Origin of the sequence: Peribacillus psychrosaccharolyticus ATCC 23296 (assembly GCF_000305495.1) — a bacterium.
Lineage (GTDB): Bacteria > Bacillota > Bacilli > Bacillales > DSM-1321 > Peribacillus > Peribacillus psychrosaccharolyticus.
The window spans coordinates 1-13,905 of sequence record NZ_AJTN02000232.1 but is presented as its reverse complement, the minus strand read 5'-3'; the positions used below and the strand labels follow the sequence as shown (position 1 = coordinate 13,905).

Annotated in this window: 13 protein-coding genes and 1 pseudogene; 10 read left to right on the top strand and 4 right to left on the bottom strand. The window is 38.7% G+C overall.

From position 1 onward, the window contains the following. Positions 1 to 193: 193 nt before the first annotated feature. Complete coding sequence (gene motB / locus WYK_RS18505) at positions 194 to 961, bottom strand: flagellar motor protein MotB (protein WP_040375943.1); 768 nt, start codon at positions 959 to 961, stop codon at positions 194 to 196. Next, complete coding sequence (gene motA / locus WYK_RS18500; RefSeq protein WP_040375942.1) at positions 954 to 1,745, bottom strand: flagellar motor stator protein MotA; 792 nt, start codon at positions 1,743 to 1,745, stop codon at positions 954 to 956. Before motA ends, motB begins: the two co-directional genes overlap by 8 nt. 326 nt (positions 1,746 to 2,071) lie before the next feature. Between motA and WYK_RS18495 the strand changes: the two genes are divergently transcribed. From WYK_RS18495 to pflA, 3 genes are all read left to right on the top strand, one after another. Continuing rightward, entirely contained in the window at positions 2,072 to 2,521 is a 450-nt protein-coding gene (locus tag WYK_RS18495; RefSeq protein WP_040375941.1) for a C40 family peptidase, read from the top strand. 236 nt (positions 2,522 to 2,757) lie between these two features. Next, complete coding sequence (gene pflB, locus WYK_RS18490) at positions 2,758 to 4,983, top strand: formate C-acetyltransferase (RefSeq protein WP_040375940.1); 2,226 nt, start codon at positions 2,758 to 2,760, stop codon at positions 4,981 to 4,983. Positions 4,984 to 5,040: 57 nt separating this feature from the next. Beyond that, the gene (pflA, locus tag WYK_RS18485) at positions 5,041 to 5,772 is read left to right on the top strand and encodes a pyruvate formate-lyase-activating protein (protein ID WP_040375939.1); all 732 of its coding nucleotides are present in this window, start codon (positions 5,041 to 5,043) and stop codon (positions 5,770 to 5,772) included. Between the two features lie 80 nt (positions 5,773 to 5,852). Here the strand turns inward: pflA and WYK_RS18480 are convergent, their stop codons facing one another. Both WYK_RS18480 and WYK_RS25820 read right to left on the bottom strand, forming a co-directional pair. After that, a complete protein-coding gene (locus WYK_RS18480) occupies positions 5,853 to 7,499 on the bottom strand; it encodes a M20/M25/M40 family metallo-hydrolase (RefSeq protein WP_051387679.1) in 1,647 nt (548 codons plus the stop codon). 329 nt (positions 7,500 to 7,828) lie between these two features. Continuing rightward, positions 7,829 to 7,986: pseudogene (locus WYK_RS25820) on the bottom strand (6-phospho-beta-glucosidase); the annotation flags it as partial. A 230-nt stretch (positions 7,987 to 8,216) separates the two neighbouring features. Between WYK_RS25820 and WYK_RS18475 the strand changes: the two are divergent. The 7 genes from WYK_RS18475 (at position 8,217) to WYK_RS18450 (ending at position 13,883) form a co-directional block, all read left to right on the top strand. Continuing rightward, the gene (locus tag WYK_RS18475; RefSeq protein ID WP_152526506.1) at positions 8,217 to 8,735 is read left to right on the top strand and encodes a DoxX family protein; all 519 of its coding nucleotides are present in this window, start codon (positions 8,217 to 8,219) and stop codon (positions 8,733 to 8,735) included. Positions 8,736 to 9,379: 644 nt separating this feature from the next. Beyond that, positions 9,380 to 10,387: a rod-share determining protein MreBH gene (gene mreBH / locus WYK_RS18470; protein ID WP_040375937.1), complete on the top strand. Its 1,008-nt coding sequence runs from the start codon at positions 9,380 to 9,382 to the stop codon at positions 10,385 to 10,387. A 172-nt stretch (positions 10,388 to 10,559) separates the two neighbouring features. Then, a complete protein-coding gene (locus WYK_RS18465) occupies positions 10,560 to 11,123 on the top strand; it encodes a thioredoxin family protein (RefSeq protein WP_040375936.1) in 564 nt (187 codons plus the stop codon). Continuing rightward, positions 11,120 to 11,398, top strand: coding sequence for an acylphosphatase (locus tag WYK_RS24170; protein WP_081704961.1), 279 nt, complete (start codon positions 11,120 to 11,122; stop codon positions 11,396 to 11,398). The genes WYK_RS18465 and WYK_RS24170 overlap by 4 nt, the downstream gene beginning before the upstream one ends. Before the next feature lie 137 nt (positions 11,399 to 11,535). Beyond that, positions 11,536 to 12,099, top strand: a complete 564-nt coding sequence (locus WYK_RS18460; RefSeq protein WP_040375935.1) for a tyrosine-type recombinase/integrase — start codon at positions 11,536 to 11,538, stop codon at positions 12,097 to 12,099. 59 nt (positions 12,100 to 12,158) lie between these two features. Then, the gene (locus tag WYK_RS18455) at positions 12,159 to 12,656 is read left to right on the top strand and encodes a cation:proton antiporter regulatory subunit (RefSeq protein ID WP_040375934.1); all 498 of its coding nucleotides are present in this window, start codon (positions 12,159 to 12,161) and stop codon (positions 12,654 to 12,656) included. Positions 12,657 to 12,659: 3 nt separating this feature from the next. Further along, a complete protein-coding gene (locus WYK_RS18450) occupies positions 12,660 to 13,883 on the top strand; it encodes a cation:proton antiporter (RefSeq protein WP_040375933.1) in 1,224 nt (407 codons plus the stop codon). The last annotated feature ends 22 nt before the right edge of the window (positions 13,884 to 13,905 follow it).

The window sequence follows — 13,905 nt, the reverse complement described above, 5'->3', positions numbered from 1 at the left end:
CCCCCGTCATCATAAACGTCACAAGAGTAATCACAATTTCCTCCATTACATTTACATATTCTCTATCCATATTTATTCACATCCGCTGTTTGATTCGCATGGCTTTCTATTCTGATATAGGTTTTACAATCAACATAAAGACGTTAGCTTAACATCATGCCTTAAGCTAACGTCTTTGTTTAGAAACAATTTCTTACTGATTAAGCGCTGTCCTTGGCATAATTAAAATTTCTACCCTTCTATTTTTAGCCCGTCCCTTTGCCGTTTCGTTAGATGCAATAGGACTGAATTCACCATACCCTTTTGCACTAAACCATTGAGGATTTAGACTTTCATTTTCAAGAAGAATTTTCATGAAATTCACAGCCCTCATAACGCTTAAGTCCCAATTAGACTCATATTGATAGGTTTTAATTGGGATATTATCTGTATGTCCACTGATAACAATGCTGCGTGGTGGATTCATAATCAATAATTCCGCAATATCATTCGATATTTTCACATCTTTTTGTCGGATGACCGCACTACCAGATTCAAAAAGGACATTGTCTCGAATTGTAAGCAGTAGACCTTCATCCGTTAAAGAGGTATCAAGCTTTTTAGTCAAATCATTCTTTTCAATAAACTGATTTACTTTATTTTGTATTTCTTTCAGTTCTTTTTTCTCTACCATCCAAAGGGCTTCCGGATCATCTTCTTTTCCGGAAGACTTTTCGTTATCATCAGTTGTAGATGGAGTGACATCCTGAACGGGACTAGGATAGTTTAGGACACCTGACCCACTCGTAAATATTTGATTAAACACACTCGAAAGTTGTTGAAATTTGTTGGCATCTACGGAGCTAGAAGCAAAAAGTACTATAAAAAGGGCTAGCAATAAAGTCAGAATATCGGCATATGGCACCAACCATGACTCATCCATATGTTCCTCGTGACGCACCTTCTTTTTTCTCCTAGCCATTTCCCTTCACTTCGCCTTCCAGCCATTTTTTCCGTTCATTAGCAGGCAAATAAGACGTAAGTTTTTGTTCAATCGTTCGAGGAGCTTCCCCTTCAATAATAGAAAGAATCCCTTCAATCATCATTTCTTTAATTCGTACTTCTTCTTTTGATTTTCTTTTTAACTTATTAGCGAACGGATGCCAAAGTACATAACCAGTATAAATCCCTAGCATAGTCGCAACAAAAGCTGCCGATATAGCATGACCTAATTCCTCGGTATTATCCATATTCCCAAGTGCAGCAATCAAACCGAGTACTGCCCCAAGTACACCTAGTGTTGGAGCATACGTACCAGCTTGACTGAAAATAGCTGCACCGCCAAGATGTCTCTCTTCCATCGCATCAATCTCTTCTGATAAAATATCACGAATATAATCCGCACTTTGTCCTTCTACTGCTAAATTTAATCCATTTTTCAAGAATTGATTTTCTATATCCTCAGAAATGACTTCCAACGCTAATAGTCCTTCTTTCCTAGCAATGACTGCCCATTCTGAAAATGTTCGGATAAGTTCTTCTGGCTTTGTTAAACGCTGTTCACTAAAAAGAATCTTTAACAGTACCGGCACCTTTTTTAGTTCTGACATTGGAAAAGCTGTAGTGACAGCGGCAGCCGTTCCAACGAAAATAATAAGAATGGCTGCGGGATTAATTAAAGCCGATAGACTTACCCCTTTTAACACCATACCAACACCAATAGCAATAATTCCGAGTAAAATTCCGATAAATGATGTTTTATCCATAATACACACCCAATCATATAAAGTGTTCTGCATTCTCTTTTCTTTATATCGGTAACTAGTTAAAAAAAGTGAATGGATTCTAGGTTTTTTGTAGAAATCATTTTTTACTAATAGAAACATCCCTACTAGTAAGAACATGGTAGAGCAAGACAACTACCTCTATACTTTTCTGAATATTATGTCGCTTTAGTAACAAAAATGTCAAACTGAGGAAAATTTGTAATATTACTTAACTACATTGTAACCCTACTTTATACCTATTTTTGATATAGTAAAACTACTAAAAGAGAGAAATATAGAGATTACTAAAAACCAGGGGGAAACACATGAAAAAGAATATATTCGCATCTGTGCTATCACTTTGTATATTAGGTAGTTTTCTAGTTCCTTTCGACTCGGCCGAAGCTTCTTATTCACCAGATCAAGTAGTATCAGTAAGCAAAAAGTACATAGGTGTTCGATACAAAACGGGAGGAATGAGTCCGGTGGGCTTCGATTGCTCTGGATTTGTAGCATATTCAATTAAAAAAGCTACCGGAAAGTCTCTTCCACGAACTGCATCACAAATGTTTTTGATAGGAAAGTACATAAAAAAGAGTAGTTTAGAGAAAGGCGATCTTGTTTTCTTTTCTAATGGTAAAAAACGGGCCAGCCATACAGGTATTTATGTTGGAAACAACAAATTCATCCACTCTTCTTCTTCCAAAGGGGTACGAATCGACTCAATAAATGGTTCTTACTGGAAGAATAAATTTATTGGCGGTAAGCGATTATAGTTTTATTTTTACAACAGCCATGATAGTGGTTGTTTTTTTTATCGAGCAAACACTATAACAGATGTAAATTTTATCGTTAAATATATAACAGATTATTTGAAATACTATAACAGTTTCACAAAGGATTCACATATATTTTATAAATAACCAATTTTTCACTGTATGCTAAGAATGTAAGCTATTACTAAATTAGTTAGGTCTTAAAAATAAATTAAATAAAGGACGGCGAAAAAACCATGAATCAATGGAGAAGTTTTATCGAAGGAAATTGGCAGTCTGAAGTGAATACCCGTGATTTTATCGTAAACAATGTATCTCCTTATCAAGGTAATGCCGAATTTCTAGAAAAAGCTACAGAATCAACAGAGGTACTTTGGCAGCAAGTTATGGAGTTAACCGGAAAAGAGCGTGAAAATGGCGGAGTATTAGATATGGATACAAGAACCGTTTCTAGTATTACCTCACATGCTCCAGGTTATTTGAATAAGGACCTCGAAGCTATCGTTGGAGTACAAACCGATCAACCTTTCAAACGCAGCCTTCAGCCATATGGCGGCATTCGCATGGCTCAAGCTGCATGTAATGCTTATGGATACGAGCTGGATAAAGAAATTGAACGAATCTTTACAGATTTCCGTAAAACACACAATCAAGGCGTATTTGATGCTTATACCGATGAAATGATGACTGCCCGTAAAGTCGGGATTATTACCGGATTACCAGATGCATATGGACGAGGAAGGATTATCGGCGATTATCGGCGTGTTGCATTATATGGTACTAACCGCCTAATTGAAGATAAGAAAAAGAGCCTTAAAAATACATCAACTACAATGTCGGAGGATGTTATCCGCCTCCGGGAAGAGCTATCAGAACAGATTAGAGCCCTTAAAGAGTTACAAACTATGGCACTATCTTACGGTTATGATGTTTCACTCCCAGCTCAAAATGCTCGTGAAGCGTTCCAATGGCTGTACTTTGCCTATCTTGCAGCTATTAAAGAACAAAATGGCGCAGCAATGAGTCTTGGCCGTGTTTCTACCTTCCTTGATATCTATATTGAGCGAGATCTTAATGAAGGAACATTAACGGAAGAAGAAGCACAGGAAATTGTCGATCATTTTATCATGAAACTTCGTCTAGTTAAATTTGCTCGTACACCTGACTATAATGAACTATTCAGCGGTGATCCGACTTGGGTAACCGAAGCCATCGGCGGTATGGCAATTGACGGCAGACCCCTTGTCACAAAAAACAGTTTCAGATTCCTGCATACTCTTGAAAATCTTGGACCTGCACCAGAGCCAAATCTAACAGTCCTTTGGTCTCCACAGCTTCCAGAAGAGTTTAAAAAATATTGTGCCAGCATGTCAATTAAAACCAGTTCCATTCAGTATGAGAATGATGATCTGATGCGATTAGAATATGGAGATGACTATGGTATTGCTTGTTGTGTATCCGCTATGAAGATTGGGAAGCAAATGCAATTCTTCGGGGCACGTGCCAATCTTGCCAAAGCTTTGCTTTATGCAATAAACGGCGGTGTTGACGAAAAACTGAAGGTTCAAGCTGGACCGAAAATGGCACCCATCACAAGTGATTATTTAGACTATGATGAAGTCATGGAACGGTATACTTTCATGATGGATTGGCTAGCTGGATTGTATATCAATACCCTAAATGTTATCCATTATATGCACGATAAGTATAGCTATGAGCGCATTGAAATGGCCTTACATGACACTGAAATCGTCCGAACAATGGCTACAGGTATCGCAGGACTCAGTGTTGTAGCTGACTCTCTAAGCGCTATCAAATTTGCAAACGTAAAAGTCATTCGTGACGAAAACGGTATTGCTGTAGATTATGTTGTCGAAGGCGACTTCCCAAAATACGGAAATAACGATGACCGTGTCGATCAACTGGCCGTTAATCTGGTGGAGACCTTTATGTCCATGCTCAAAAAACATGCCACATACCGGAAATCTGTTCATACTCTTTCCATCCTGACCATCACATCTAATGTTGTTTATGGTAAAAAGACTGGGAATACACCGGATGGCCGACGTGAGGGTGAACCGTTTGCACCTGGAGCAAATCCAATGCATGGCCGGGACACCAAAGGTGCATTAGCTTCATTAGCTTCTGTATCTAAACTTCCTTATCATCATGCACTAGATGGAATATCTAATACCTTCTCTATGGTTCCAAAAGCACTTGGTAAAGAAGAAGACGCTCAAAATGGCAATCTTGCTGCCATATTAGATGGTTATATTATGAAAAAAGGTCATCATTTAAACATAAACGTATTCAACAGAGAAACACTGCTTGACGCAATGGATCACCCAGAGTTGTATCCACAATTAACGATTCGGGTATCTGGATATGCTGTCAACTTTATTAAACTAACAAGAGAACAACAAATTGATGTGATTAATCGTACATTCCATGAAAATCTTTAATTAAAAAACTAACAATTCGCCCCCACCCCCATGGAGGCGGTGAGAGGGCTGAGAGCAATGATTGGAAATATACATTCTGTTGAAACATGCGGCACCGTAGATGGTCCCGGCATCCGGTACATCATTTTTACACAGGGCTGTTTACTCCGCTGTCAGTATTGTCATAATCCTGATACATGGAGCATCGGTTCTGGTAAAGATATTACCGTAGAAGAAGTCATTAAGGACCTAAAAGAATACCTTCCGTTTATCCGTGCTTCGAACGGTGGAATTACGGTAAGCGGAGGCGAACCACTGCTTCATTTACCCTTTGTTACTGAATTATTTAAAGAATGCAGGAAACTAGGTATCCATACGGCACTTGATTCCTCAGGCGGATGTTTTTCAGAAACACCATTCTTTATCAGAGGACTTGATGAATTACTGCAATACACCGACCTAGTTCTTCTGGATATCAAGCATATCAATGATCAGAAGCACCGTAAGCTGACAGGTAAACCGAATGCCCATATCCTTCGGTTTGCTCACTATCTGGATAAAAAGAACATTCCTGTTTGGATTCGCCATGTTCTAGTTCCTGGTATTACCGATTCCGAAGAGGATTTGACCGATCTTGGCCAGTTTATCCGTACGCTAAGTAATGTAGAAAAAGTAGAAATTCTTCCATATCATAAGCTCGGCGTTTACAAGTGGAATGTCTTAGGCCTTACCTATCCGCTTGAGGATATACAGCCCCCTTCAGAAGAGGCTGTCCAAAATGCTTATCAACTGTTAACCGTTCATAACTAAATGTACGGCCGCACAACTACTGTGCGGCCTTATTTATATTCGTTTTCCCCCGGGATTTTTCTTAAGGAAGACAGCGAAGACTAGATTAATACGTTCTTAATAGCATAGTTAAGCAGATTTGGTAGGATTTCCAAGGAAAACGGCAATTCTAGACGTTCCGTTCGCTTATGAGCATCTTTACCATAGGGGCCAATATTCAAGGTTGGAATATCCAGTGCAGCGATGGTTTCTAAAGGCAAATGATACCTTGTTCCATACAAAGGCAGCTCCTTTGCTAACGTTGGAATTACGTTCTCTGAATCCTGCAGACGACAATAACTTACATCAGATAGACCCATGAAGTATTTCTGAAGTTTTATCTCTACGCCAGTACCTTCAGCCTTTTTTTGAATAGCATTTGCTAACTGTACAATGTCTACATCTTTTTGTTTATCTTCTGTCAATGAGACATTCGGATAATATGGGGGAGAAAGCATAATTAAATAAAATGGTGCCAAATCCGGGAAGTAATCACTTATCTTTTTCGCCAGAGATATTGTTAATTCTCGGTAATCGTCCACACCTTTATTCATGATGATCGATAAAAGTTCCTGTTCAAATGACTCTCCAAACTGTTTTTTTCCCAGATCGTATAACATTGAATAAGTAAATACTTTCGGTTTAGCTTCTGTAATGCGCTGTTTATATTCTAAGATACCGCTTGAAATACAAGCTTTTTCCATGCGTTCGATTAGTTCGGAAGCTGTTTGCTCTGCAAGCTTTTTCATTTTGGTTATCACATCTTCGGGAGTCTGCTTAATGGTAAAAATATTATAGAGTGCATATGCATGTGTGGGTGTCTGTACATTATAGTGCTCCTTAAGATCTTCAATCTTGAGACAAATGGGCAAAGGACACGAAAAATCACTTTCCCTTTCAAGAAAAACCTCTGCCAACTCCATATTTGAAGTAAATGCGGCCGCCATCCATGCAGCATTCACACCAGCAAACGGCTCTCCAACATGCGTTTCCTTTCCCACGCAAAACACGAGGGGCAGCATCTTCCCTGCTGAACCAAGATAAATGTACTTCGACTCATCACCTGGAAAACTCTCGAAGGACGGTTCTGTGCATAGACATAAAGTATATTCGAGATCATATTTCTTTTTTAACTTTGTTAACAAATCGACACCTGCAAGCATTCCAGCCGAGTTTCGTTCCTCATCTGGAACTGAGAGCAGCAGGATGTTACCTGAAAAGTGCTCGTCTTCACTCAGCTCTGATAATAAGCCTAATTCAATTGCAAGACCGGCTTTCATATCCATAACTCCCCGTCCAAATAACCAATCACCTGTTTGTAGATTCTTACTTGCTTCATCAGGAAGTTTCGCTGTTTGTAAAAATCCCGTTAACTGTTCAGCATCAAAAGCTAATGGTTGTAATTTCCCATAATCAGCTGCTCCCACTACATCATAATGACTTAATAACACCACTGTTTTGCGGTTATTCTTTTCTTTTCCTTCTAATAGTGCGGCGATGTTGACTCGTTCGAACTCATCATTAGGTATACCTTCTGTAAAAATCATGTTTGCATGGTTTTGAAAGTATGGAATCTCCCCTAATATTTCGACCAATTCTTCAGCCATACGCATTTCGCCTAAAGTACCAGAAACACTTGGGATTCTGACCAGTCTTTTAACGATGCTTTCTAAATCTTTACGATTATTCCAATGAGGTCTTTGCTGCATTCCCTATCCCTCCAACACCAAGATGGTTACAAATCTACTATACTGAGGAAAAGTAGATTTTTCGATGGGTACTCAGTACTTTTAATGCGAAATTTGGTAGTTTTCCGAGAAAATTGTCTGGGAAATAATCTTATTGATAGAAATATGATATGAGGATCACAGTTTGTTTGTGAGCACCGAATCCGAACTACAATTTGATACATTAACCCTCCTCGACACATAATCATTAAAATAAAAAATTAGCAAGCACAGCAGACTGACCTTTCCCTTAGAAATGCAAGACAGTTCACTATTACAGATAACCTCTTCCAACGCTTTATGAACCCATTTATGTGCAGATCACCCTCTGCGATTTTAGGCATGAAGCTCCGTCCTCCTTTAGAAAACCCACGAGCTCAGACGGAAATTCTCCCTTCACCGAAGGATCTAGAGAGGACCGATTGAAGAATGCATCCACAGGTATTGACGCTTTTAGATCAGCAGGATGCTAACTAACATCGGTCATTTGACACGGTAAAGCCCACTATCGAGAGGTAATCATTTTCCAAATGTAGCAGCAAAAGATCAAATTATGGATACTATGTGACAGCCTCGAAAAGATTGTGAATAATTTCACAATAAACGTTGTAAATAACATAATCTGGATTTATAATAAAGTCATAGGATAACCGGATATCTTCAAAACAAGCGAACATTTTATAAGAAGGGGTGTTGGGAATTATGTTAAACTTTTTAAGGAATAATAAATATGCAGCTATTCTGCTGACTGTTCTGCGTGTATATATTGGATATGACTGGATGACCCATGGCTATGAAAAATTGAAAGCAGGCGGATTTGATGCATCTGGATTTATACAGGGGGCAATCGCCAATACCGGTGGAGAACATCCATCTGTACAGGGATGGTGGGGCACATTCTTAGAAAATGTGGCACTGCCGAATGTTGGAGCATTTAATTTTCTAGTTCCTTTAGGTGAATTTCTTGTTGGATTCGCACTTATCCTTGGTATCTTCACAAGCTTCTCTGTTCTGATGGGGCTGACAATGAATTTCGCGTTCCTGTTCTCTGGTACAGTCAGCACAAATGCACAGCTTGTCCTTCTGCAAATGTTCATCCTTGTAGCCGGATATAATGCAGCACAGTACGGCCTAGACCGTTATATCCTGCCATTCCTGCGTAAAATGATAAAGAAAGACCGCAACAACATGATTCAAAAGAAACCCATTACTACTTGAATTAGTAGTTTCCATAAATGAGGCACCCATCAGGGTGCCTCATTCCTTATATCACGCCAAGATTAGTACCGTAATAAGCGTACCTCTATTCCTCCCATATTACGCAGCCTGCTCCCCCAGACCAATAGCAACAAAAAATGTAAAAAGAGACGAACCCTCCTACAATCTTTTCTTTCCGCAAATACCCCTGTTCCGAGTACTTCACCAAATCCTTAGAGAAGCTTTTAATCACTCGACAGGATTACTAATTTCCACATCAAACATTCTTGCTTCTAACATATATTTACACTTACTAATTTATACCCGAACCCCTACAATAATTATAAAATTCTTATTCCCGCTAATAAGAGTGAACGATTAATAGATTTACTGTGAAAATTAAAGGGAGGTCATTTAGTCAGCTCTCCGCTGCACAGTGAACTGTCTTTCAATTCACTAGTTTAATGAAAACTTCGCCCCATAGTATGCTGGCTTGTCGACGGTTACTAGCAGTCTCTGGGATTATTCTTAGTCCATTTAGAAGCGTTTAATAATAGTATTTGGTTCCACATGAAACAATTACCATCTAAAGATACCCCCATAAACCTGAACTATTAGGTAGAATGCTAATAGGGGGTCAAACTTTTTATAAAGGGGCGACTAAAATGTTATCAACTACAGAAATTGGCATTGATTTGGGTACAGCTAATACATTAGTGTACAGCAAGAATAAAGGAATTGTATTTAATGAACCTTCAGTTGTAGCAATAGACTTGAATACAAAGCAAGTAATGGCAGTAGGAACAGATGCTAAAGAAATGATCGGTAAAACACCGGGAAATATTGTCGCGATTCGCCCATTGAAAGATGGTGTTATCGCTGATTATGATGTTACATCACAGATGCTGAAGCAAATCATGAAAAAAGCGAGTAAACAGCTTGGTTTTGCTATTAGAAAACCTACAGTTGTGGTTTGTACACCTTCAGGGTCAACTTCAGTTGAAAGAAGAGCGATTGAGGATGCAGTTAAAAGCTGTGGAGCTAAGCATGTCCATTTAATAGAAGAGCCGGTAGCTGCAGCAATTGGTGCTGAGTTACCCGTAGAAGAACCGGTCGCTAATGTAATTATTGATATTGGCGGTGGTACGACTGAAGTAGCCATCATCTCCTATGGTGGAGTTGTTTCGTGTCATTCGATTCGAATTGGCGGCGATCAGCTGGATGAGGATATTGTTCAATATGTTAGGAAAAAATACAATTTATTAATCGGTGAACGGACTGCCGAACAAATTAAGATAGAGATTGGCTATGCAATGATTGATCACCCACCCATGACGATGGATATTCGTGGACGTGATTTAGTAACGGGATTGCCAAAAAACATTTCGATTACTTCGATAGAAATACAAGAAGCACTCCGCGAATCATTGTTTCATATCCTGGAAGCAATCCGCGCTACATTAGAAGATTGTCCTCCAGAGTTAAGCGGCGATATAGTCGATCAAGGGGTTGTGTTATCTGGTGGAGGCGCATTGCTAAATGGGATGCAGGACTGGCTTAGTGAAGAGATTGTTGTTCCAGTCCATGTTGCTCCACATCCATTAGAATCTGTGGCTATTGGAACAGGAATGTCTCTTCAAGTTATACAGAAACTACAAAAAGCTACAAGATAATTAGATTTTTAGAAAAGGGCTAATCCGTATGGATTAGTCCCTTCTTCTATTAATAGATTTGATGTTTTGGTACATATTAAAATTCACTATTTACTCTATAATCCGCAATAGAGCTTTTAGTTCACCTTTAAAATAAGGTATGATGAAAAAAAGAAACTAGGAGGTACCGTTGATGACTGCATTAAATGATTGGTTTGACAAAGGGTTAACAAGGGAAACTTATATTGAGGATATGACTACCAATAAAGAGTCATTGCTAGCCGTTTATAATCAGTTTAACCTAACGGGTAAAGACAAGGAGTGGCTGGCAACAATTAAATCCAAACAGCTTCGAGCTATTATTCTGACAGCTGATTGGTGTAATGATGCCATGGTAAATTTGCCGATTTTCATGAAACTTGCCGAAGAAGCTGACATTGACACACGGTATTTAATACGAGATGAAAATTTAGAACTTATGGATCAATATTTAACTAATGGGACAGCAAGATCCATTCCAATTATTATATTTATTAATGATGCTGGTGAAGAAGTAACAAAGTGGGGTCCGCGTGCACCAGAAGTTCAAGGATTTGCTGATGAACTTCGAAGTTCATTGCCTGCAAAGGATGACCCGGGTTATGAAGCAGCTATGAATGCCTTTATTCTGTCGATGAAATCCCGCTTTACTTCGGATAAAGATCTTTGGCAGCATATAAAAACCGATCTAATTCAGACACTTCAACAAACGTTATGATAAAAAGATATATCATAACGATTACCGGCTCTGTACAAGGTGTAGGTTATCGATCTTTCACTGCTTCCGCAGCGGTTGAATTAGGAATAAGAGGAAATGTTCACAATAACATTGACGGTTCTGTACAAGTTATCATTGAGACAGAAGAAACCACATATCAATCCCTATTAACGAAGCTAATGAAGGGTCCACCGTTTTCAAAAGTTGATAAGCTGGATTGCAGGGTAGAGGAAGCTTCAGGAGAATTTCACTATATACTGACTCGCACTCCCTAAAACCAGTTAACTGGTTTTAGGGAGTTTTTTATTTCTCTTCGGATAAAATAAAAGAACCGTGTAAATAAGCATAAGAGTCGTATAGTTACATAATTAGTGATATAATATAATTAAGTAACATACAAGGAGCAGCGAAAATGGAATATGTAGAAGCCTTTAGGCGTGTGGAAGATATAAACTCCATAAAAAGGTATTTGAAGAAGCATTCTGAAAGGGATTATACATTGTTTGTCATTGGGATCAACACTGGCTTAAAGATTAATGAAATTCTAGAATTAAAATGCTCTGATGTGCTGACTTCTGAAAACATCATTAAAGAGCATCTAAAGTTGAAACTTGATGATGAGAAGGAAACTTCAGTTTATGTAAATGCAAAAGTACGGAGTGCTTTACAAGAATACCTTACAAAGCTCCCTACTGCAGACGATTCCTATTTGTTTATGTCGCCTAAGACCAATAAACCCATCACACGACAACAAGCTCACCGAATTATCCATCAGGCTGTGGAAGCGGCTGGTATTGAAGGAAAATACGGAGCTAGTTCAATGCGAAAAACATTTGGGTATCACGCTTACAAGCAGGGGGTTTCCGTTGCATTGATTCAAAAGCACTTTCATCATGCCAGTTTGGCTGAAACAATGAAGTATCTAGGCATATCAGAAGAAGAGAAAATTAAAACCATCATCGATGTGAATTTGTAAGATCTTAAGTTACTTTGACGAACCCATTTTTCTCTATCCGAAAACAAGGAGGAATTTCAATGAGAATAAGAGAAAGTGAACTTCCAGGAATAGGTCAGAAATTCGAAGTTATTACTAGAAACGATGAAAAAATGGTCATTGTCATCCATGACGATGGTCGCAGAGAACTTTATCATTTTGACAGTGACCATGATGAAATTGTCTCAAGTGTTACGTTTAATGATCAAGAATCTCGTCAAATCGCCAGCATTCTTGGCGGAATGGTTTATAAGCCTCAAGCCCTTGAAACAATTGAAATGGCCCTTGGGAACTTAGTTATCGAATGGTATAAAGTGGAGCCAGGTGCAAAAGCGATTAGTCAAACAATTGGAGATATTGATATACGCAGCAATTATAACGTAACTGTTATCGCTCATACGAAGAAGGATACTAAAAATCTCGTTAATCCAGGCCCTGATACCATTATTGAGGCAGGAGATACACTTGTTATTTCTGGAGGAAGGACTGACATTAAGAACTTAATAAAAGAATTGCTATCAAATGAAAGGGGTGAGTAAATTTTGGACCATTTAGTTTTCGAAGTTGGTACGGCCCTTTTACTTGTAGCACTTGCTGCAATTATTTCAGGTAAATTAAAATTCTCGATTATCCCGTTTCTCATTGTCATTGGAATGCTCGTCGGTCCCCATGCTCCGACAATTGGCGTTATTGATTTACGCTTTATCCACAGCGAAGACATCATTTCCTTCCTTGGGAGAATTGGTGTTCTATTTCTCTTGTTTTATCTAGGCCTTGAATTTTCGATGAAAAAACTTATTAAATCAGGGAAATCCATTGTTACTGGCGGAACGATTTATATAGCCATCAACTTTACGATTGGTGTTTTATTTGGATGGGTTGCTGGTTTTGATTTTAAGGAAATTCTTATCGTCGCAGGAATTATCTCCATTTCCTCCAGTGCAATTGTTGCGAAAGTGCTCGTAGACCTTAAAAGGACCGGTAACAATGAAACGGAGTTAATTCTCGGCATTATTATGTTCGAAGATATCTTCTTAGCCGTATACCTCTCCATTGTTTCTGGGTTAGTGCTAGGAGATAATACCACCTTACTCGGTTCACTAACTTCAATCCTTATCGCCCTCGGGTATATGCTATTATTTTTCGTTATCGCACGAAAAGCTGCCCCATTATTAAATAAATTATTAAATATATCCTCCGATGAGATCTTCATTATCGTGATTTTTGCATCGCTATTCTTTATAGCTGGTTTTTCAGAAACCATTCACGTTGCCGAAGCAATCGGTGCATTACTATTAGGTCTCGTTTTTTCTGAGACTGAGCATAGTGACCGAATTGAAAAAATGGTTGTTCCCTTCCGTGATTTCTTTGGAGCGATTTTCTTTTTCAGCTTTGGTCTAAGTATTGATCCATTTGAGCTGGGCGGTGCATTATGGCTAACGCTTGGAGCTGTCGCGCTAACAATAATCGGAAACTTCGTTGCCGGGATGATTGCTGGACGTCAAGCAAATTTATCTCATAAGGCTTCAGTCAATATTGGCTTAACCATCGTTTCTCGTGGAGAATTTTCCATCATTGTAGCCAACATAGGTATTGCGGGCGGTTTAGCACCCATCTTGACCTCTTTCTCTGCATTGTATGTCCTCATTTTAGCCATTCTTGGTCCAATCATGACCAAAGAATCTAAACACATTTACACACTCCTAAATAAGATATTTAAATGGAGTGCCCCAAAAGTCAATAAACAATCCGAAAAAGGACTGTAAGTAGAGTTTCCACATAAAAAAA